The organism is Streptomyces capparidis, assembly GCF_054782095.1.
This window is the reverse complement of the sequence record NZ_BAAGTD010000030.1, coordinates 18,860-39,647: the sequence shown is the minus strand read 5'-3', so window position 1 is coordinate 39,647 and position 20,788 is coordinate 18,860. Positions and strand designations below refer to the sequence as shown.

The window sequence follows — 20,788 nt, the reverse complement described above, 5'->3', positions numbered from 1 at the left end:
GAGTGGGGCGGTGCCGGATCATCGGCCCCGCCCCACCACACGTCAGACGCGGCGACGGGCGAAGCGCTGGTTGGCGTTGCCGGAGTAGGTGTACTGGGTGATGCGACCGCTGTTGGCGGTGGAGTACTCCCAGACGTCCATGGCCAGGCCGGACTCCCGGTTGACGAGACTGATCACGTCACCGCCGTGGTCGACGACGCGCCACTGCTGGCCGGTGGCGCCGGAGTCGGTCTGCTGAACGATGTCCGCGCCGGTCGTGGTGCCCGCGGGCTGGAGGAACAGGCCACTGTGCCGGGCCTTGACGCGGACGTGGCCGTCGCCGGCGTCCACGAACTCGAACTGCTGGTTGGGGAGGCTGTTGGCGGTGTACTGGACGAGCCGGGCGCCGATGGCGGTGGAGGCCTCGGAGATGTCGGCGGCCTTGCCGCTGTGCTGGGCCACCAGGCTGTAGACGGCCGGGCCGCCGGGGGTGCCGCCGCCTAGCTGGGCTTCCCACCTGGTGTTGGATCCGGCCGCGTCGGCCGGGAGGCGGTCCCGTGCGGCGGTGTCGTCGTACATCGTCCAGCGGGCCCAGTCGACGACGGTCCTGGGGAAGCGCTGGTCGCTCCAGAAGCTGGTGTGGCTGCCGCCGACGAAGGTGAGGAACGCCTTGGGCCAGGTGATCTCCGAGTACGCCTGCCGGGCCGAGGAGTACTGCGTGGTGGAGTCCCGGTCGCCGTGCACGAACAGGACCTTGGCCGTGACCGAGCTGGACGGGTTGCCCATGTCCACGCAGGACTGGGGGTTGGCGGAGATGATCCTGCTGTCCGGCCAGGAGGTCAGCAGGCCGTGGGTGACCATGCCGCCCAGGGAGTGGCCCGAGACGCCGACGCCGATGCCGGTGTTGATGCGCCCGGCCAGCGGTCCGCTCGCGTTGAGCGCGAGGGTGTTGGTGAGGATCTGCGTGACGTCCTTGGAGGTGTTGCCGTTGTTGACGTCGCTGAAGTTGTGGTTGAAGTGCGGGGCGGGGACGATGAAGCCCGCGGAGGCCAGGGCTCGGATGATGAACAGGGAGTTCTGCGGGCTGCTTCCGTAGCCGTGGGTGAAGTTGTAGACGGGGAAGACACCGTCGGCGGCCGGGGCGTCCGTCACCGGGTTGCCGCCCGGGGTGCCGGTGGCGGGGTAGTAGACGTAGGTGGTGCACGGACGGCTGCCGCGGGTCCAGTTGTACCTGCGTACGCCGACCGCGAACGGCGTGGTCGGCGCCGTGCCCAGCGGGCTGACGGCGGCCGGTGCCGGTCCCGTGCCGAGCAGTGACAGACCCACGCCCGTCGCCCCGACGGCGCTGATGCGCAGGAATGTGCGTCTTTGCATGGTCATGGATGGCTCCTTGGGTAGGGGGAGAGGGGGCGCTCACGACCTGTTGGCCGCTTTGGGGACGACGTCGACGACCGCCGTGACCGGTCCCTTGCCGGTCATCCCGGTGACCGTCACCTCACCCGGCTTGTCGGTCGCGCCGGGCGGCAGCGGCTTCCAGCGGACGGGGACGCCGTTGATCGTGTCGTTGGCGGTGGTGAGCATGCGGATGGAGGAGGGCAGCTTCGGGGCGGCACCCACCGTGGTGGCGGTGTAGACGGTGTCCTGGAGGATGTGCTTGGCACGGCTGGCGTTGAAGACGTTGATGGACGCGTGCGGCTCCCATGTGTTCGGCAGTTCCGGCACGACCCGGAACATCGGCTGGAAGCCGGCCGGCTCCCACACCAGCACTCCTGAACCGCGGTTGTCGACCACGTCGTTGGCGGCCTGGAAGACCCGCTGGATGGCATCCGCCTGTCCCTGAATCGTGCGCGGGTACGGTGAGCCGGGCACCGGCGAGCCGTCGCCGCCCGAGGCGGGGTAGGCGGTTTCGGCGACGTCGACTTCGTAGTCGGGGTAGGTGGTGGCGATGGTGTTGAGGTTGTGATCCAGCGCCTCGGGCGTGCCATGCCATTCCGGGTAGTACGAGATGGCCAGCACGTCAGGGTTCTGGCCTTTTGCCTTCACCCGGGTCAGGAACTGGTCCCAGAACTCCATGGTTTTGGCCAGCCCGTCGTTGTCCTTGTCGACGATCACGTGGATCTCGACCTTGGACTTCGGTGACGCGTCACGGACGGCCTTGATCCCGGACGCGGCCAGGGTGGTGAAGCGGTCCCACGACTCGTCGTAGAGCTTCCGCTCCGCCGGGTCGGTTGACTTCCAGTACTTCCAGAGCAGGCCACCGCCGGGTTTCGACTGGTAGACATCGGCCTGGTCAACGAAATACGGCGGATTCGTGGTTCCGATGTGGGCCGCCTCGCTGCCGTACATGAATCCGTTGATGATCTCGTTGCCGACGGCCACTTTCTCCGGCGTGGTGCCCTGCTTGATCAGCCGGTCCAGGTAGTCGGCGGTGTAGTCGTACACGGCCTTGGACAGGTCCGCGAACTCCAGCTCGGCCCAGCGGCGTGGTTTCGGCTGCTTGCTCGGGTCGGCCCATGAGTCCGCGTAGTGGAAGTCGATGCCCAGGCCCATGTCCCGCTGCTTGATCCACTTGGCTGAGGTCAGTGAGCGCTCTGGACCCTGGCGCGGCACCGGCGTCGGTTCGCCGGTTTCCTCGCTGCGCGGCTCGTTGAAGATCCGCAGCCGGGCGTACTGCATGCCACGGTCCTTGGCCACGTCGAGCAGGTGTGGACCGGCGCCGCGGTCCTCGGCCAGGGGATTGACCCAGTACTGCCGGTCCTGGACGTCGTCCATCCAGGACAGATCGGCACCGAGGGTGAGGTTGTCGCGCAGGTAGTTGAAGACCTGGAGCTCGCTGACCCCGGTCCGGGGACTCCCCTGCCCACCGGTGAACATCAGCCGGACGAAGCGCGTTCCCGGCCGGGTGAACAGGTGCACTTCCCCGCGCGCCACGGCCCGGTTACGGGACCGGTCGGTGATGGTCTTCCACCGGCGGCCGTCGGATGAAGCCTCGACCACGTACGGGTAGGCCACGCCACGGTCCGGGAAGATGACCTTGACCTTGCGCAGGTTGTCGTACCCGCCCCCGAGATCGACAGTAAGCCATTCCCGGGCGCCGGCGCGATCGGGGTGCCAGGACGTCGTCGGGTCGCCGTCGATGGCCAGCCCGGCCTGTGACGAGCCGCTGCTGGCCGTCGCCGAGGCCCAGGCCTTGGCGGCGATATTGCTTTCGATCGGCTTGATGTCCGCGCTTCCGTAGAGCGCATTCGCCGGCGTGGACGCCATGAGCAACGTCGCGGACGCCACGGTGACCAACGTCGTCGTGGCTGCGATGACGCGGGCCGGACGCTTGCCGCTCATTCCTTCTCCTGACCATGTGACGGTGTCGTGGTCCGAGGCAGGCGGTGCCGCACGCTCTGCCGGTCGGAGAAGGAGACCGGCAAAGCGTGCAGCGGGTCAGGCAGCCGGGGCAGCGACATCGAGGCAGTCGATGTTGGGTAGTCCGGCTGCCGTGGTCGGATCCAGCCGGATGGTGTTGCTGCCGGCTTTCAGCGAGACGGTTGCGGTCTTGGTCGACCAGTTCGACCACGCGCCGGTCGTCTCGAGGGAAACGGGTCCCACCGTGGTGCCGTTGACGACGAGGTTCGCCGGCCTCGCCCCGGCACTGGCGGCGTTGGCGAACCGGATCCCCACCGTCGCCGTGCGGGCGGTCTCCGAGTCCATGGTGAACTGCGCGTACGAGCCCGCGGCATTGGCGCCGTTGCAGAACCCGCTGCCGGAGAAGCCGGAGTGATCCGAGTCGATCGTGCCCTGGCACTCCGCCGGGGCGGTCTCCACCTCGTAGCGGACCCCCGGCGGCGGTGATGTGTCGCCGGAGGTCTTGACGAGTGAGAGCTGGTCGACGATGACGCCGCCGGATCCGGACGCCCGCACGGTGACGGTGGCGGCCCCGCTGGGTAGCTCGATGCCGGTGAGCTCGCGCTTGGCCCAGCCGCTCGACGACGGGATGCTGAGGGTGCGTGCGCTGCCGTTGGCGCCGGTGATCACGACCTGTCCGGCGCTGCCCCGGGCGTGCAGGGACAGGGTGTAGGTGCCCGCGGGCACCGACGCGATCCGCTGCTCGACGCCGCCGCTGTTGCTCACCTGGAGGGCGAAGCGAGAGCCGTTCACACCACCGTCGACGTTGGTCACCGAACCGCCCAGGTTCCGCCAGCCCCGCACGCTGGAGACGATGATGCGGTCGGCCTGGATGTCGGGGTTGAGGATGTAGTTGTTTGCCGGCCCGACGCGCCACTCGCCGGTCGTGACGTTGAACTGCCACTGGCTCATCGAATGGAACTGCGGCCGCGCACCCGTCTTGGTGATCGGCACCCACTGGTTGTAACCGATGCCATTCCAGGCGAAATCGGCCCAGCGGTCGCCGGCATAGAGCACCGTGTTCTGTTTGGTGCCTTTGACCGTTACGAAGAACCCGGTCTGGGTCACGTGGCTGTAGTCCATCTCGGTGCCGGCAAGGACATACTCGCTGCTGTAGGAGCCCTGGACGTTGCCGCTGGTCGACTCATTGACGTAGTTGACCGAGGTGTTCCAGCCGTGCAGGTCCGACGCCGCGTGGTAGTACTTGCCGTCGAGCTTGAACATGGCATTGCCCTCGCGACCGTCGCCGCGGCGGATCTCCACGCCTGGCTCGATCCGCAGCGAGTCGGACTCCCGGAACTTGGCCACGAATCCGCGTGAACGTCCTTCGCGGTTGGAGAAGATCAGGTAGTCCTTGCCGTCGTCGTCGGTGAAGACGGTCTGGTCCCCGGTGCCGGTTGTGGGCGAGTTGGTGATCTGGGTCTGGAAGTAGCCGTAGTCGAAGGTGTCGGTCGGCGAGTCGCCCTGTAGCAGCAGAACGCCGTGCCCGCCTCTGCCGGTGTGCCACATTTGGGTGGCGAGCACGTACTTGCCGGTGTTCTCGTTGTACGAGACGCCGAGCCGCCCGACCCAGCCCGCACCACCCATGTTGGCGCCGCTGCCGACGCCGGTGGAGCGCGTCGCGACGCGGTTCTCGAACTTCCAGTTCACCAGGTCCTTGGACGAGTACACGGGGATCGATACGAAGCTGACGTCGCCGTCGTACTTCCTCGTCGGATTGGCCCGGTAGAGTTCGGCGCCTCGGTAGTGGACGCCGTACCAGTAGTACGTGTCGCCGAACTTGAAGACCCCGCCGCCCTGCGAATAGATCGGGTTGCCGTCGGTGTCGTTCCAGAAGGTGTTGTTCGTGATGGTCTGGAACGTGCCCTCGTCAGCGGCCTTCAGTTCGCCGGCGGCGGCCATCAGGGCTGTCTTCGCGTCGGCGACTTCCGACTTGCCGGCAGATGCGTCGTCGGCTACCGCAGCCGCGGTCCGCAACGCCTTGGCGAAGGGTTTCCAGGAGCGGGCCGTGTACTTCGACGGAGTCCGGGTCTGGTACTCGGACACGATGTGCTTCAGGCCGCGCTCCTTGACCGGTGCGGCAGCGGCACGCTGGTCTTGGACCTCCTTCTCCGGCGCCTGCGCCGTCAGTTTCTCCTTGACCGGTGCCTCTGCCGCAGCGGTACTCGCCGACACCGGGGCCGCCAATGCCATGGATAGCACCGCGGCGGCGGCCCACTTCCAGTACTTCGAGACAGCACGCGATCTGTGTCGCAAGATGTCACCTTCCATCATTCTCAAAGGCGCCGAGATCCGGCGCACTTCCGCTGAAGGGCAGCCCCACATTGGTGCCCCTGTCGATCAGGGCACTGTTCGCCGCGGGACGGAGGTGGGGCAGCGCCGGCAGGCTTCCGTCGGTCTGGCGGGGTGCGTCCCAGCCGGCCGTCGACACGCTCTGGAACTGGGAGTCCGACAGGGGGATGCCGAGATTCCAAGTGTTGTGCGCGGCGTTCGTGCCGTCCATGTAGGACGTCGGCGTCCCGGTGTAGGCGATGTTGTTGCGCAGATTGCCCCGGCCGACGGCGGCGCCGCTCGAGTTGATCCCCCGCATGTTGAAGTTGGGGTGGTTTCCGTAGCCGGTGTTGTTGAAGAAGTCGTTGGCCACCGGGTGGTGGTTGGCGTAGAAGCCAGCCGCCTTGTTGAGGAACGCCACCGAGAAGCGGACGGTGTGCTTCGGCGCGTTCGCCTCGTAGTCGCCCCCGTAGCCGCCCGACTTGAAGCCGGCTCCGTTGCCGGAGGGCGTCGTCGTCCCCGGCACGTATCCATTGCGCCAGGCCCACGAGTTCTCGATGATCACGGGCGAGTAGGTGGAGATGAGGTCGAAGCCGTCATCGGCGTTCCACCACGCGCGGCAACCCCGGAACACGTTCGCGGCGCGGCCGGCCGGGGTGTAATGCGCACCGAACCCGTCGGCGTTCTCACCGGGCCCGTCATTGCTGCGCAGGTCGTAGTTGTCATGCGAGTCCGAGTTGAGGACGAGGTTGCCACCGCCGCCGTTGATGAACAGGCCGGTTCCCATGTGATGGTGGGTGTCGATCTGCTCGAAGACGTTGTTGCTGCCGGACACCCAGATTCCCCAGGACTCGGCGTTCTGGTTGTTGTTCTGGGGAACGCCCTTGACCTCCAGTCCCTTGAGATGGATCCAGCTTCCGGTGACGTTGAAGCCCTTGATGCGGCAGTTGTCCGTCATTCGCGAGAAGTCGAAGACCGGTTTCTCGCCCGGCTGGGCCCAGTACCGGATCGGGTTGCCCGAGCTGCCGCTCTTGTTCAGGGTGATCGCGTCGACTCTGGCGGACTGGCTCGAACAGGCGCTGTTCGCCCGGGTGTAGGCGTAGGTGCCACCCCGGAAGTAGACCGTGTCACCCGCCTTGGCGACGGCCTGCGCACGGGCGATCGATGCCCACGGAGCGGCCTGCGTGCCTGCCGCGCCGTCATTGCCGTTCGGGGCGACGTAATAGATGTTTCCGGCCGCCGCACCGATCGCGGACGCCGAGCCGGCGGTCATCGGGATGGAGCCCGCCGCGACCACCGAGAACAGGACGCCAGGGATGACGGACTTCGCGATTCTCACAGTGTCATCTCCCGGGGTAGGTGATGTTCGGCCGGGGCGGCCGGGCCATCCCGGCACCGAGGAAGTAGTCGACGTGGTGGGACTGCATGTATCCCTTGAGCGTCATGGCGTTGCGGTAGGCGGGGTTGTGCGCGAGCGTGTACAGCCTTGTGCTCGTCGGGTGATTGGTGGTGAAGATGATCAGCTCGTTGTAGCTCGCGTTGGTGTACACGGCTTCCTCACGCCAGTCGCCGAGGATGTCGCCGTAGAAGGTGGGCTGGACGTCCTGGCTCGCATCGACCGCTCCGTAGTTCGAGGTGGTGAGCAGCCTCGGCAGGCTGTTGCTGGGCGTGGGGTTGTTCGGGTTCCACTTCTCGAACTTGCCGTCGTTGAGCAGTTCCATCGTGATGTCGCCGTCCCACCACAGGCCCAGCTGCGGCCACGGCCGCAGCGAGGTGTTCGGTTCGGTGAGGCGGTTGGCAGGCGCGTTGTAGAGGCCCGAAAAGGACCAGACCTCCATGCCGGGGAACCGCGGGTCGATGTCGCCGGCCATGCCGCGTCCCACGTCGGCGGTGCCGGACGCGGTGTGTCGCCAGATGATGGAGCCGTTGGTGGCGTCGTAGTAGTACTCGCGCAGACCGCTGGGGTTGTCCTGTTGGACGCCATAGCCCTGCAAGCCGGGGCGGTTGGGGTCCATTTTGGCGATGTGGAAGCGGTCGCCGTGAATGATGCCCGCGGGGCCCAGGGAGTACCGCAGGGTGCCGTCGCCGTTGAGCACGAACCCGATCTCGGCGACCTCGTCGGTCCCGTCCCCGTTGACGTCGACAACGCGGGTGTTGTGCCCGTCGGGTGTGTTCTGATTGCCGCGCAGCCATTTCCACTGCTGAGTCAGGGACTGACCGTTGAACTGCCAGGCCCCCATCATGAGGTTGAACCCCCCGTTGCCGATCCGGTTCTTCATGAAGGCGACCAGACTGGGCCGGGAACCGTCGAGGTAGCCCACACCGAACCGGGCGTACATCGGGCCGTCCGCCAGGTAGTCCGTCGGCACGGGAGCGGTCGCGCGAGGCGCCCCGGTCATGCCGTCGAGAATCGCGATGAACTGGCGGTTGTTGTCGCTGTTGGTGAATGTGGTGCCGTTGCCGAAGCGGACACCGTTGGCGATCCGCACGGCCACCTCGGCGCGGCCGTCGCTGTCGAAGTCGTAGACGGTCACGCCGTCGTTGTGGCCGACGTTGATCGTGGACGATCCGCCTTCGATGTTGTTCTGGTTGGTGCTGTTCGGTCCCATGTTGACCGACCAGAGGAGCTGCCCGTCGCGCCGGTAGGCCTCGAGTGTCTGCGGCGATGTCTGGCGGTCCAGGACGAAGTCGTACTCACCGTCGCCGTCGAGGTCACCGACCCAGACGAACTTCACCGGGCCGCCGGCGCGCAGCGGTACGCGAACGGCCGGCTCGACGGCGTGGTTGGCGGTCAGGGTGAAGGCGCCGCTCGGCGGCTGCTCCGCGCCGTTGATCACAGGCCGTACCCGGTAGGTGTTCGACCGGGTCAAGTCGGCCGTCGAGTCGGTGAAGTTGGTGCCTCCGGTCAGAACCGCGGAGTTGAGCTTGACCTCCTGGCCGCCGGCGGTGGACCGGTACACGTTGAACCCGATGCCGTCCGGATCGAGTCCCAGTAGCCGCCAGGAGACGAGAACACTGGTACTGCTCGACCGCACGGCCACGACGCCGCGGCCGAGGTTCTCCATCGGTCTGGCGGCCGCCGCCGCGACGCTGCCCGCCGGCGCCGCGGCGCCCGCGTCGACCGAGAGCGCCGTGGCCGCGGCGGACATCAGGACGGCCGTGGCCCCGGCTATCGAGATCTTGATGGACTGTTTCATGGATCCTCCCGTGCGGGGCAGGGCAGGTGATCACCATCGACTGGCGCCGGCACGGCTTGGCCCGTCGAGGTGGTGAGGGACAGCTTTCTGCCGCGGGGCGCGGCGCCGACCGGGGGAGTGGGACGGGAGAGCTCGGGCGTTGGCGCCCTAAGACGCTGTTAAAACGTTTACTATCAGCGGGTGGCATGATCGTGTCAAGACAGCGGGCACGCTCTCCGTAGTCGGCACTGGTACTGATCATGCTGCGACTCAGTCTTGAGCCCCGAAGATCACTGCAAACGCTTTAATCGATACTCCCCCGGTCAACGGATTGCCGTCTCCCCGCACGGGATGGACCAGGCACACGGGGGGTGCCCGGGTGTCGGCGGACCGCGCGACCCGGACGGGATCGAGGACGGGCTCGAGGCCCTGCCCGGTTTCCGTGCCGCCGCGACCGTGGAGGCCGTGGACACCGATGCGTTCGGCGTGTGCTCCGCCCCGCCGCACCTGGTGGCGCAGCTACCACGGGTGTGAATGATTGAGTAACCGTTTTCGCCTTCTGAAACAATGCTTCCGATCCCGCGGTGGGAGGAAGGGCGGTGGACAATGGCGCGACGGGCGAGCGAGCCCGGAGGCGGGCGACGGCGGCCCACGATCCGCGAGGTGGCGGACCGGGCCGGGGTGTCCGTCGCCACCGTCTCCCGGATCCTGACCGGCGACTACCCGGCCTCACCCGCCACCCGCAAGCGGGTCATGCGCGCCGTCGAGGAACTGGACTACGTGGCGAATGCCCACGCCCGCGCCCTCGCGGGCACACCCGCCAAGAGCATCGCCATCGTGCTCAACTCGGTGATCTCGCCGCACTACGCGCATGTCGCCCAGGGCGTGGAGGCCCAGACCGCCGCCGAAGGCCGGCTGTGCCTGATCGGCACGACCGGCGGTGACCCCGAGCGCGAACTCTCCCTGGTGAAGTTCATGCGGGAACAGCATGCCGAGGCGGTCATCCTGGTCGGCAACGTCATCGCCGACGAGAAGTACCGGCAGCGCATGAGTCAGTACGCACACGCCCTGGCCGCCATCGGGTCCCGGCTGGTGCTGTGCGGCCGCCCGCCGCTCGGCCCCGACGTGCCCGCGGTCGCCGTGGAGTACGACAACACCGGTGGCGCGTTCGCCGCGACCAGCCACCTGCTGTCCGCGGGCCACGAGCGGATCCTGTGCCTCGGCCACCGTCCCGGCTACACGACGGCCGAAGGCCGGGTGGCCGGGTACCGCCGGGCGCTGGCCGCGCACCGCGTGCCGCACGACCCGGCGCTGGAGGTCGAGGGCATGCTGGAATGGCACGAGGGCTACCGGATGATGAAGGAGCGGCTTGCCGCCGGCCCTCCCGACTTCACCGCGGTCTTCGCCCTCAACGACCTCATCGCCGGGGGTGCCTGCCGGGCACTGACCGAGCACGGGCTCGGGGTGCCCGACGACGTGTCGATGGTGGGATTCGACGATCTCCAGTCCTCACTCGACCTCAATCTGACCACGGTGCACCTGCCGCACGAGGAGATCGGGCGCACCGCCGTGCGCCTCGCACTGGAGCACGAGGCACGCGGCGGCACACCTCCGCACGTCGTCCTCGGTACCCACCTGGTGGTCCGCGGTTCGGTCCGCCCCCGCGTGACCTGACGCCCGGGTGGCGGGCTCAGCCGGCGGTGGCGTACTCGTCGATCAGTGGTCACGGCGACGTTGGACCGTGGCCGACCGGGCCACAAGCACCACACCCCGCTGATACCGCTGCTGGCAGCGTCCCCGCCGATCCGCGGCAAGCGCGGCCGTCCCCGGAAGCGTCCGAGACAGGTCCTGGCCGACCGCGGCTACGACCACGACTGCTACCGCCGTCAGGTCTGGGCGAAGGGCATCAAGCCGGTCATCGCCCGCCGGGGCACCGAACACGGCTCGGGGCTCGGTGCCCAGCGCTGGGTGGTGGAGCAGCCCCTCGCCCTGCTGCACGGCGTCCGCCGTCTACGGATCCGCTGGGAGATCCGCGACGACATCCACGAGGCCCTCATGCGCCTCGGCTGCATCCTGATCTGCTGGCGCCGCCTTCAAACCACATTCCGGTAGGAACTCTTAGCGCCGGTTTTCGTTCCGATGTTCCTCAACCCCCAAGAGTCCCGTGAGTTCACGCGAACTGAAGGGTCCTCGGTGGGAACTCAAGGGTCCGTCGTCGTGCTCTGCGGAGTTGCTCACGTGGGTTCGGGGCCAACTCGCGACCTTGCCGTTCCTGGTCCCCTGGACCGGCAAGACGCCGAGCGGCCCCCTGCCCGAACGCAGCGAAGCGGAGTCGAGAGCTTGGGGGCGGGGCAGCCTCGGGTCGCTGCTGTACCGGCGGGCGCCGGGCGCGGCCGTCGCCACGGCGCTGGCGGTACGCGACGGCGCGCCGTCGACCGGCCCCGCACCCGCGTACGCGCAGGTGCAGGCCCTCGTCGACCGGCCCGGCGTCATGTGCCGGTGAGCTTGTCGAGGTCGGGGGCGTAGACGGTCATCCAGTGCGGGTTCAGCCGGTAGTAGACGACCTCGCGGTTCCAGTCGAAGGCGTCGTCGCCGTAGAAGTCCTTCAAGTAGGCGAGGAGTTCCTGCCAGTCGGCCGTGGTCTCGGCGTCCTCGGGGTTCATCTCCTCCACCGTGCCGTGGGTGAACACGCCGAGGTCCTCGCCGCGCATGTGCGCGACGCTGGCGGCCGGACGGGCCGCGAGATGACGGGCCTTGGCGGCGTTGCGCGCCGTGCCGAAGTGCCACCGGCCGTGCAGGAAGTGCCCGTCGGCGCCGCTGATCCGCGGTTCGCCCTTTGCGGTCACCGTGGAGAGGGCGAGCGTGCACATGCCGGTGAGGACCTCGGTGAGCTGCGCCGCCGTGATGGTGCGGCCCTCGACGATCGAGCGGAGGTGTGCGGTCGAGCCGGAGAGGGAGGAGTCGAGGAGGGACTGGAGCTTGTCGAGTTCTTCTGGGGTCTCGCGCATACGTCCATCGTCGGCCGTAAAGGTGACACCCTCTGTCGTCATTGATGAAGCAGCGGTGAGGTTGCTCCGCGCGGGTTGCGCTCGGTGCTGCGTGGATGGCAACAGGTGGGGGACGAACGCCGGGACATGTTCATGTCTTCGCGGTTGATTGACGAGCTGTGATGCCGTTGGTCCTGCTGTCAGGCCGCACGACGCGGTGTTCCCTTGAACTGATTGAGCAGCCATGATGTGCCGCAGCGACGGATTTCGTGGTTTTTCTCGCCATCGCAGTGATCGGGTTAGTGGCGACCGGCTTGGGAGCGGTTGTTGGGGCGGGGGCAGCTAAGTTCGGCGCGGAAAAGAACGCCGAAGCCGTCCGGCGGCAAGTACAGGACCAAGGTGCCGTCGAGCACGGTCACTGGATGTGCCAAGAACGCCTCAACACCTACGAGAGCTTTCTTGAAGCCTGGGGTGAGTGCCTGCGCCTCTCCCAAGGATCTGCTGACGCCGACTCCAAGTCCCGTCAATCCGGCCAAGTTCTTTTCCTGAGGGCGATGCCGAGTGCTCGGCTGCCTGTTCCAGTAGTGCCCGTGCGGAGTCCGCGTAGCGCATCGCAGTCTTCTCGTCGAGCCCGAACACCTCGACGAGGTGAAGCGGATCGGGCCCGTGGGTCAGGGCCTCTTCGAGCTGCCGGTCGACGCGGAGCCGCTCCAGCGTCGCGTCCTGGCTGCGCATCGAGGAGCTGATCCAGTGGTTGCTGGCGCGGCTAGTTTGGTGGCGGTCTGGTTGTTTATCAGCAGGTGGAGGTCCGCGGTGCTCGGCCACCGGTTTCGCCGCTGCTCCAGCCAGTCCAGCAGCAGTTTCAGGGTGAGGTCGTCGAGCGGGCGGACGCGTCCGGCGATGGTCAGCGTCGGTTGCCGAGGTCGACGTCGTCGAGCATGAGCATGCCGATCTAGCGGGGCACTGGGCCGTGTGTGGTCTTCGTCGAACTGGTTCAATAAAAACCCCCCCGTGGAAAAACGATCCTCCGCCCGAGTGGCAGGCGGCCCTGGCATGGATCCTTGTTCCGCACCATCTGGGTGAACGCCTGATCGGTGAGGGAGGGCATGGCTGCTTCAGTGAGGATGCGCAGGGCTTCGAGCCGGCCATCTTCGTCCTGGCGCCCGGGTACGTACAGCGTTGAGGCGAGGGGGCGGCCTCGCAGGGAGTGCTCGTCCAACCCCCGCAGGAGCGCGGCAACGGCTGGCGGCGGTGCCGGAAGTTCGACGGGACCGTCCTCGTCAGGTTCCGGCTCGCCGGGCACGAGTGACGTCTGGATCCTCTGGCCTTCCTCGGTCAGGTGGATCCGACCATCGAACGGGTCTGCCAGGTCCAGTGCCCGAAGCCAGTTCGTCCGCGCGCGCACCGGGCCCGACGAGTCCCAGCGCAACCCATAACGTTCCTCGGCCAGCTCTACGAGTTCCTGGTGCGTGGCGGGCCGCTCCGCGAGCGCATTCATCAGCTCGCCGACGAAGCGGACATGGGCGTGGACTGATGAGCCCGAAGGAACCCCGCCTCGTGGCCGCACGGTGTGGGTTCGCTGTCTGGCGATCTCGTTGCCCGAGTCCTACGAACAAGATCCGGACCAGTTCCGGACCGGCCTGCTTCGATCCGGGGTGCTGGAAGCCATTGCCGCAGGTCAAGACGGCAATGTGTCGTGTACCACCAGCAGACGAAGAACCTGCTGGTGAGCTACTCGACGGAGGCGACCGGGCTGTTCTGACGCCCCACGCGAAGGCGCCCGACCCGCGGTGACGCGGGTCGGGGGCCTTCCGGAGCGGAAGCCTGCGCCGCGAGGCGCCTCGGGGCGCCCCCTCCGGGTTCCTCCACCGACCCGCGGGCCACGCCGGTGTGGGCGGGGCCGAGGGTGACCAGCGAGCGGAGGTGTCCGGCCCGGTCTCCGGCACGTGGCTTGCCGCCTTTGCGGGAGGCGGTCGAAGCCCGGTCCGAGGCGCGGCGCGCTCAGCAGACCGGATTCGGCCATCGCATCACGCGCGTCACTGGCGCGTTTTCCGGTCGCCATTCTCCGGGCGCTCGGGAACTGTCGCTGATCCCGATGAATGCCGAGAGTTGTGCTGGTGGCGGGGAGAGGCCAGCGCATAGAATGCGCGCGCTGCTCGCGATCGCGGTCGGCGGAGGCGGGTGGCCGGGGGGGGCCGTGGCTGTTCCACGAGCACGGACGACGCGGGGCGGTCCCGCCCGAGGCTCTGACCGCGCGTTCGACCCTCCTCGCCCGCGGTGTTCACGGCTCGCCCGTGCCATTCCCCGATCGATCACGATGAAGCGGTCCACGGAACAGCCGTGGGCCTTTTGCTTTTCCGTGGTGGTCGCGCCCGGCGTCCGCGCCCGGGCGGTGGACGTGCGGCGAGAAGCAGGTGCTTCGTTTTCACGACAAGACGAGTGTGGGATGTGATGCCATGAAGCGAGTCGGCAGAGACTCGCGCCGGGCGGCCCGGAGGCTTGTGGAGCCTCTGGCGCGCACGGGCTTATCCGTTCTCCTGCTGGCGGGCGGCGTCGTGGGGGCGACGGCCGCAACGGCCACCGCTTCGACCACGGACGGCACGCTGACGGTCTCGGTGCTGCGCGACTTCTTCGGCACCGGCGTGATCAACGCGACGATGGACGTGCCGCAGCGGGGCATGAAGGTGGAGGTCTCCGACCCGGCCGGGCATGTGGTCACCGGCGTCACGGATGCCACGGGCAAGGTCGTCGTGTCGGGGTCCACCGTGCTGAGCGGGGGGCAGTACCGCGTCGATGTCAGCATCCCGGAGCCGTACAGCGACCACCTCCAGGCGGCGCCCGCCTCCACCGCGGAGAACCACTTCGACAGCTTCACGTCGTTCGTGGACGTGTCGGACGGGAAAGACGCCTCGGTGGTGACGGCGGTGTGGAACCCGGCCGACTACGCGCTGCCGGACTCGCGGTACTTCGTGCCGGTCCACAACGGCGCCAACGGGACCGACACCCGGGCGCTGGTGGCGTTCGGGACGCAGGCCCGGGGCACGTGTCCCACCGACGCGTCGTGCCCGACCACGCTGGCCACGCAGGACCAGGTGGGCACGACGTTCGGGTTGGCGTACGACAAGTACCGGAGCCGGCTGTTCCAGAGCGCGTTCGCCCGCCGGTACGCCCCGTACGGGCCGCACGGCGGTGACGCGATCTACACGGTGCCGGTCAGCGGTTCGGGTGCGCCGGAGCTGTTCGCGCGGGTACCGGGCGCCACCGAGACGCCGCACGACACCGCCAACATGATCAAGGACGCCGGGTTCACCGACGCGCCGGGCAAGGAGAGCATCGGCGGCCTGGCCCTGTCGGAGGACGGCTCCACGCTGTACGCGGTGAACCTGCTGACCCGCAGCCTGGTGAGCTTCGACGCGACAGGGACCACCGCCGCGGCGCCCGAGTCGACGGTGCGGATCCCGGACCCGGGGTGCGCGAGCCCCGACGACTGGCGGCCCTTCGGTCTCGAGGTCCACGACAACAGGCTGTACGTAGGCGGCGTGTGCAGCGCGGAGAGCACACAGCGGCGCGCGGACCTGGAAGCCGTCGTCCAGACCTACGACGGCGAGCGGTTCACCGAGGTGCTGAGCCACCCGCTCACGGCGAAACGCGGCAGTGTCTTCGGCTCCGGCGACCGGGCCACCCACTGGAACCCGTGGAACACCGGCCTCGACACGTGGGACGAACGGAAGCAGGGCAACGTCTTCATCGACCCGCAGCCGGAACTCGCCTCCCTCGCCTTCGCCCGCGACGGCTCGATGATCCTGGGTTTCCGCGACCGGTTCATGGACGTGCTCAGTTGGGGAGGGCTGGACCCCCGCCCGGGGAACGACACGCCGGAGAACGGCATGTCCGGTGGTGACATCACCATGGTCTGCGCCACTCCCACCGGTGGGTACCAGTGGGAGGGCACCGGGAGCTGCCCCAACCACGCCACCCCGGCCAACAGCGGCAACCAGGGCGCCGACGTCGTCGAATACTTCCCGGGCGACTTCTTCGGGGGCGGCGTGCACCAGGAGACCGCGCTGGGGTCGGTGGCCTACATCCCGCAGCAGCAGTGGGTCGTCAGCACCGAGTTCGACCCGGTGGTCAACGTCGCGACCTCGGGGACCGGGTACCACCACATCACGACCGGTCAGGGCCCGGGCAACGGTCCCACCGCCAACGGGTTCCAGTTCGTCAGCGCGGAACAGAGCGGGTTCGGCAAGGCAGGCGGGCTCGGTGGCATCGCGTACGCGGCGGCGAACGCGCCGATCCAGATCGGCAACGTCGTGTGGTTCGACGGCGACCGCAACGGGATCCAGGACCCGGGGCACGTGCTGCTGCCGGGGGCGACGGTCAACCTGCTGGACGCGGACGGCAAACAGGTCGCCACGACCAGGACCAACGCCGCAGGCGAGTACTACTTCGGTGGTGTCGGCGCCGCGTACGAGCTCACGCCGGGCGCGAAGTACACGGTGCAGTTCGACGTGTGCACCGCGGACACCAGCAAGGTGCCCGAGCAGCCTCCGGCGGAGGACCTGCGGTTCACGCTCCCGCGGGCCGGTGCCGACCGTGCGCACGACTCCAATGTGACCCCGCCGACCACCGGGCGGTTGTGCAGCGGTCACGCGCCTGTCACGGCGCCGGACAGGCCGGGCGAGGTCGATCACACGATCGACGCCGGGGTGCACATCAAGAGGGACACACCGCCCCCGACCCCGACCCCCACCCCGACCCCCACACCGACACCGACCCCCACCCCGACGCCGACCCCGACGCCGCCCGCGGGCTCCACGCCGCCGCCCGCGCCGCCCGCCAACCACCCGACCCCGGGTGGCGGAGGCGGAGGTTTGGCGAACACCGGTACACCCGGGCTGCCGGAGCTGATCGGCCTCGTCGGTCTGCTGGCGGGTGCGGGCCTGGTCATCGTGTTCGTGAGCCGGAACCGCCGCCTCGGGAGGCACTGAACGAACCGAGCGACAGTGACCTGCCCGCCCGCGATCCGCAAGGCGCGGGCGGGCAGGTCACGTCCCGGCCGCTCCACGAGGGCCGGCCCTGGCGTCGTCCGCCACCGGACTGCCGAGTGCCGCCGGGAACCCGCCGCGACCCCGCGGCGGCCGGCGGTGTGGTGATGGAGAGGGTGAATCGAAGAGTGTCAGCGTCGAGCCGCGTGCGCAGCGGGAGAGTCCGGCAGGCCCCACCGGGCCGTGCGGCCGGCCGGCGCCGATGGCCGCGGTCACGCCGGGCCGTGGCCGTCATCGGCATGGCGGCCGTCGCGGTGGCCGCGGTGGCCGCGTTCCTGGTCGCCGACGGCGGCTCCGGCGACGGCGGTCCGCGCCCACTGACGTCGGACGAGGCGAACCGGCTGGCGATCGCGCGGTTCCGGAACCATGAGGCGCACGGCCGCGCGGTGACGATCACCGTGCCGGGCAGCGCCGGCGCACTGACCGTCACCGGGTCCGTCGACTACCGGCGCAAGCTCGGTTACGGCGTGGTGCGCGGCACCGGGCGCAGCACGTCCAGCGACGGGCTGATCCAGTGGACGGCCACCACGGTGCACGTCCGCCCGATGACGGACGCCCCGGCGCACGCGCCCGCGTCGCCGCCCCGCTCGGGCTGGTACGACCGTCCGCTGCTGTCGTCCGGCAGCGCGTTGGACAGTTCGCTGGCCATCGCGCTCGGTCTCGGCAGCGACCGGCCGGACAACGCCGAACTGCTGCCGCAGAACGGCGCCGCCTGGTGGGGACGGGACCGGGTGGACGGGCGCCGGGTGGACGTCATGTCCGGACCGGCCGCCCCCGACCGCCCCGGTACGGCGGGCAATGTGCGCTACTGGGTGGACGCCGACGGCACCATGCACCGGGTCCGCGTCAGCATGGCTTCCGAGCCGGAGCCGGTGCTCATCGATTTCGACACCCGGGCGTACGTTCCGGTCAAGCCGGCCCCCGGGGTCACCCCGACCCGGTAGCCGCCGGTCAGGACACCCGCACCCGCGCGTTCGCGGCGAGCAGGGACGTCGGCGGCAGCGGGATGTCCTCCGTCTTCGGCAGCTTCGGAACGGGCGGGACGACGGTGGGGCCCGCGGTGGCGGCGTCGGGGAACTGCGGCTGCGGACCGGGCGCCGCGACCTCGGTGAACGGGATGCCGCGGGGTGCCGTCGGCGCCGCCCACCCGCCGCTCGGCGAGGGCGACCCGGCCGGAAGCGGGCAGGCCGCGATCGTCGCCAGCGGGGCGGGCACGGTGGTGCGCAGCTCGTTGCCCCGCAGGCAGTTGCCCCGTCCCCGCGTGGCGCTGGGGAACGTCCAGCCGACGTCGACGCCGTTGCCGGTGAACGTGTTGTCCACGATCCGGTTGCCGTCCGGGGGTATGTCGGAGGTCGCGGTGATCACCAGTCCGGCGTTGCTGTTGCCGGTGATGCGGTTGCGGACGAACCGGTTGTCGCTGCCGCCGTCGATGCCGACGCCGATGCCCCACCCGCCGTCGGCCTGCTCCGGGGTGGCCGTCTGCTGGTTCGCGGCGATCAGATTGCCCGCGAAGACGGCGCCCCTCTGCGGGAGCAGTTTCTCTTGGTGGTTGGAGTTGGTGGTGAGTCCGACCCGGTTGCCGACCAGGCGGTTGCCGACCACGTACATGTGCTCGCTGGCGTTGGTGCCCTCGTAGCCGACCGCGTTGAGTTCGGCGACGTTGTCCCGCACCACGATGTTGCAGGGCCTGCACTGGCCGACGTAGATCCCCGAGTCCGCCCCGCCCGACGCGTAACTGTGCTCGATGACACCGTTCTGCGCGGAGAACGCGTAGACGCCGTACAGGCCGTTGCGGGTCGCGGTCACGTGGGAGACCCGGAACGACTTCAGGAAGGTGACGGGCTCGTCGCCGGTGTCGTAGCCGCCGCTTCGCCCCGGCAGGCCGGCGGCCGCCTTCGCCGAACCGGTGACCAGGACCCCGTTCTGCGTGTTGTTCCGCACGGTCAGGTTCTCCACGGCCACCCCGGGCGCCGCGACGACGACACCGGTCGGCTGCCGGGACCGCCCGTCGATGACGACCTTGTCCCGGGACTCGCCGCGGACAGTGACGCGCGCCGTGTCGACCTTCACCGACTCGTGGTAGACCCCCGGAGCGACCAGCACCAGGTCACCGGGCCGGGCCAGGGACACCGCGGCCGAGATCGTCGGGGCGTCGGCGGGCACGCGGATCGTCACACGCTCACCGGACGGTCGCCGGCCTTCGTCCGATCCGTCGTCACCGCCGCATCCGGGTACGAGTACCAGCGCGCCCAGGGCCGCCGCCAACGCGCGAAGAGCTAATCGAGGCACGGTCCCAGTCTGGCACGACGCGGGCCCGACACCCCACCGGAAACCGGGGGTTGAGCGGCGTCCGCGATCGGGGTGTGGCACCCTGCACACCATGCGCCGAGCCGATCACCGCCCGTCACGCCGCAGGTTCCTCGATGTCACCGGCGCCATGGTGGCCGCCGGCCTGACCGCCGGGTGCACCTCGGACTCCGCCCGGCCGGACCGGCGCGCCCCGTCCACGGCGGCCACGCCCGGGCCGGTTCCGGCGGTGGGCCGGCACCAGGCGGGCGTCACGGCCCCGCAGCCGGCCCAGCGCAACCTGCTGGCCGTGGTGGCCGACCTCGGTGCCGCGGTGGCTCCCGGTCCGTTACTGGCCGAGCTGGGCCGGGCCATCCTCGCACTGGTCGCGGGGACCGACCCGCGGCTGCTGGGCCTGCCGCCGGGCGACCTCACCGTGACGGTCGGCGTGGGCCCCCGGCTGGTGCGCACGGCCGGTGTCTCGCTGCCCGGCGCGGCCGACCTCCCGCGGTTCTCCCGCGAGCGCATCGCCCCACGGGCGCGCGGCGGGGACCTGCTGCTACAGATCTGCGCCGACGACGCGCTGCTCCCGCCGGTCGTCGCCGCCGCGCTGCTGGACGAGGCCGGTGACCGCGTCCGCGAACGCTGGCGGCAGTCCGCACGCCGCGGTGCGCACGTGTCCCTCGGCAACGGCGTGGCCGCGCCGCGGAACCCGCTCGGTTTCATCGACGGCATCGTGGGCCCGCACACGACCGCGGAACGACGACGCGACCTGTGGCTGGCCGGGCCCCCCGCGGTCGCCGGCGGCACCATTGCGGTACTGCGGCGCATGGAACTCGACCTGCCGCGGTTCGCCGCCCTGTCCGTGGCGGAGCAGGAAGCGGTCATCGGGCGGCGCCGGGCCAGCGGTGTCCCCCTCTCCGGCGGCACCGTCGCCTCGGGCCCCGATCTCGGCGCCAAGACACCGGACGGGCGCTACCTGGTCCCCGTGGACGCCCACGCGCGCAGGGCGAACCCCACCGTGGTCGGCACCGGCCTGATGCTCCGCCGCTCCTACGGCACCGACGAGCCGGCTCCCGGCCTGCTGTTCATCAGCTTCCAGAACGACCTGCGGACCTTCACCGCCACCCTCACCCACATGGATGCCTCCGACGCCCTGCTGCGCTTCACCACCACGACCGCGAGCGCGACCTTCCTGATCCTTCCCGGCTTCGACCGGCGCCGCCCGCTCGGTTCCCCGATGTTCGGCTGAGCCCGCCCGGCCCGCCGCCCGCGGTGGACGCCCCGATCGTCGAAATTTCTGGCCCCGTTCGGAAAAGCACTGGGTCACGGATGCCGGGGACCCGGCCGACCGGGTGTCGGCACTCTCCCCGAGGCCGCCCCGCATCGGCTCCGGTGCCGCCGAACCGGCCATGCGACGGTGTGACCTGTGCTGTTTTGTGCGGGTAGGTGATCGAACTTTTTCGGCGTTGGTAGCGACACCTGCGAAAAGTATTGACGTCGTTCACCGGCTCCTTATCATTCAGTTTGCTCGATACTCCGACTGATATTCGATATTTCGAACATGTCGGGGTCGCTCCATCGCACAGCAGGGCATCTCCGCGTCCACGCCGAGCCGCAAGGAACCTGCCGCATGCGTATGTCATGT

At 69.3% G+C, this 20,788-nt stretch carries 14 protein-coding genes and 1 pseudogene; 7 read left to right on the top strand and 8 right to left on the bottom strand.

All coding sequences use genetic code 11. From position 1 onward, the window contains the following. Positions 1 to 42: 42 nt before the first annotated feature. The 5 genes from ACYVO2_RS23290 to ACYVO2_RS23270 all read right to left on the bottom strand — a co-directional run bounded on the left by ACYVO2_RS23290 (position 43) and on the right by ACYVO2_RS23270 (position 8,843). Entirely contained in the window at positions 43 to 1,359 is a 1,317-nt protein-coding gene (locus tag ACYVO2_RS23290; protein WP_461009891.1) for an RICIN domain-containing protein, read from the bottom strand. Between the two features lie 33 nt (positions 1,360 to 1,392). Continuing rightward, positions 1,393 to 3,318 (bottom strand): glycosyl hydrolase 53 family protein, encoded by a 1,926-nt coding sequence (locus ACYVO2_RS23285; protein WP_461009890.1) that lies wholly within the window; start codon positions 3,316 to 3,318, stop codon positions 1,393 to 1,395. Between the two features lie 96 nt (positions 3,319 to 3,414). Continuing rightward, positions 3,415 to 5,568 carry a family 43 glycosylhydrolase gene (locus ACYVO2_RS23280; protein ID WP_461009889.1) on the bottom strand — a complete coding sequence of 718 codons (2,154 nt, stop codon included), beginning with the start codon at positions 5,566 to 5,568 and terminating at the stop codon, positions 3,415 to 3,417. A 67-nt stretch (positions 5,569 to 5,635) separates the two neighbouring features. Next, entirely contained in the window at positions 5,636 to 6,985 is a 1,350-nt protein-coding gene (locus ACYVO2_RS23275) for a right-handed parallel beta-helix repeat-containing protein (protein WP_461009888.1), read from the bottom strand. A gap of 4 nt (positions 6,986 to 6,989) precedes the next feature. Next, positions 6,990 to 8,843, bottom strand: coding sequence for a rhamnogalacturonan lyase family protein (locus tag ACYVO2_RS23270; RefSeq protein ID WP_461009887.1), 1,854 nt, complete (start codon positions 8,841 to 8,843; stop codon positions 6,990 to 6,992). Between the two features lie 330 nt (positions 8,844 to 9,173). Between ACYVO2_RS23270 and ACYVO2_RS23265 the strand changes: the two genes are divergently transcribed. The 4 genes and pseudogenes from ACYVO2_RS23265 (at position 9,174) to ACYVO2_RS23250 (ending at position 11,325) form a co-directional block, all read left to right on the top strand. Further along, the gene (locus tag ACYVO2_RS23265) at positions 9,174 to 9,356 is read left to right on the top strand and encodes a hypothetical protein (RefSeq protein ID WP_461009886.1); all 183 of its coding nucleotides are present in this window, start codon (positions 9,174 to 9,176) and stop codon (positions 9,354 to 9,356) included. A 72-nt stretch (positions 9,357 to 9,428) separates the two neighbouring features. Further along, positions 9,429 to 10,496: a LacI family DNA-binding transcriptional regulator gene (locus tag ACYVO2_RS23260; protein ID WP_461009885.1), complete on the top strand. Its 1,068-nt coding sequence runs from the start codon at positions 9,429 to 9,431 to the stop codon at positions 10,494 to 10,496. Between the two features lie 63 nt (positions 10,497 to 10,559). Further along, a pseudogene (locus ACYVO2_RS23255) lies at positions 10,560 to 10,934 on the top strand (transposase); the annotation flags it as partial. Between the two features lie 151 nt (positions 10,935 to 11,085). After that, positions 11,086 to 11,325, top strand: a complete 240-nt coding sequence (locus ACYVO2_RS23250; RefSeq protein ID WP_461009884.1) for a hypothetical protein — start codon at positions 11,086 to 11,088, stop codon at positions 11,323 to 11,325. Here ACYVO2_RS23250 and ACYVO2_RS23245 read toward each other — a convergent pair. Beyond that, the gene (locus ACYVO2_RS23245; protein ID WP_461009883.1) at positions 11,312 to 11,830 is read right to left on the bottom strand and encodes a pyridoxamine 5'-phosphate oxidase family protein; all 519 of its coding nucleotides are present in this window, start codon (positions 11,828 to 11,830) and stop codon (positions 11,312 to 11,314) included. The genes ACYVO2_RS23250 and ACYVO2_RS23245 overlap by 14 nt on opposite strands. 973 nt (positions 11,831 to 12,803) lie before the next feature. Beyond that, a complete protein-coding gene (locus ACYVO2_RS23240) occupies positions 12,804 to 13,307 on the bottom strand; it encodes a hypothetical protein (RefSeq protein ID WP_461009882.1) in 504 nt (167 codons plus the stop codon). Between the two features lie 1,057 nt (positions 13,308 to 14,364). Here ACYVO2_RS23240 and ACYVO2_RS23235 point away from each other — a divergent pair. Next, positions 14,365 to 16,797 (top strand): SdrD B-like domain-containing protein, encoded by a 2,433-nt coding sequence (locus ACYVO2_RS23235; protein WP_461009881.1) that lies wholly within the window; start codon positions 14,365 to 14,367, stop codon positions 16,795 to 16,797. Positions 16,798 to 17,093: 296 nt separating this feature from the next. Further along, on the top strand, positions 17,094 to 17,798 hold the full coding sequence (locus ACYVO2_RS23230) for a hypothetical protein (RefSeq protein ID WP_461009949.1): 705 nt from the start codon (positions 17,094 to 17,096) through the stop codon (positions 17,796 to 17,798). 7 nt (positions 17,799 to 17,805) lie between these two features. Here the strand turns inward: ACYVO2_RS23230 and ACYVO2_RS23225 are convergent, their stop codons facing one another. Continuing rightward, complete coding sequence (locus ACYVO2_RS23225; protein WP_461009948.1) at positions 17,806 to 19,017, bottom strand: right-handed parallel beta-helix repeat-containing protein; 1,212 nt, start codon at positions 19,015 to 19,017, stop codon at positions 17,806 to 17,808. A gap of 217 nt (positions 19,018 to 19,234) precedes the next feature. Between ACYVO2_RS23225 and ACYVO2_RS23220 the strand changes: the two genes are divergently transcribed. Beyond that, on the top strand, positions 19,235 to 20,392 hold the full coding sequence (locus tag ACYVO2_RS23220) for a Dyp-type peroxidase (protein WP_461009880.1): 1,158 nt from the start codon (positions 19,235 to 19,237) through the stop codon (positions 20,390 to 20,392). The last annotated feature ends 396 nt before the right edge of the window (positions 20,393 to 20,788 follow it).

What these genes read in the sequence shown, in the direction of transcription:
- ACYVO2_RS23240 (WP_461009882.1), bottom strand. Translation starts at nt 13,307, where the DNA reads ATGAATGCGCTCGCGGAGCGGCCCGCCACGCACCAGGAACTCGTAGAG.
- ACYVO2_RS23260 (WP_461009885.1), top strand. Translation starts at nt 9,429, where the DNA reads ATGGCGCGACGGGCGAGCGAGCCCGGAGGCGGGCGACGGCGGCCCACG.
- ACYVO2_RS23220 (WP_461009880.1), top strand. Translation starts at nt 19,235, where the DNA reads ATGCGCCGAGCCGATCACCGCCCGTCACGCCGCAGGTTCCTCGATGTC.
- ACYVO2_RS23285 (WP_461009890.1), bottom strand. Translation starts at nt 3,318, where the DNA reads ATGAGCGGCAAGCGTCCGGCCCGCGTCATCGCAGCCACGACGACGTTG.
- ACYVO2_RS23290 (WP_461009891.1), bottom strand. Translation starts at nt 1,359, where the DNA reads ATGACCATGCAAAGACGCACATTCCTGCGCATCAGCGCCGTCGGGGCG.
- ACYVO2_RS23265 (WP_461009886.1), top strand. Translation starts at nt 9,174, where the DNA reads ATGGACCAGGCACACGGGGGGTGCCCGGGTGTCGGCGGACCGCGCGAC.
- ACYVO2_RS23270 (WP_461009887.1), bottom strand. Translation starts at nt 8,843, where the DNA reads ATGAAACAGTCCATCAAGATCTCGATAGCCGGGGCCACGGCCGTCCTG.
- ACYVO2_RS23280 (WP_461009889.1), bottom strand. Translation starts at nt 5,568, where the DNA reads ATGGCATTGGCGGCCCCGGTGTCGGCGAGTACCGCTGCGGCAGAGGCA.
- ACYVO2_RS23245 (WP_461009883.1), bottom strand. Translation starts at nt 11,830, where the DNA reads ATGCGCGAGACCCCAGAAGAACTCGACAAGCTCCAGTCCCTCCTCGAC.
- ACYVO2_RS23230 (WP_461009949.1), top strand. Translation starts at nt 17,094, where the DNA reads ATGGCGGCCGTCGCGGTGGCCGCGGTGGCCGCGTTCCTGGTCGCCGAC.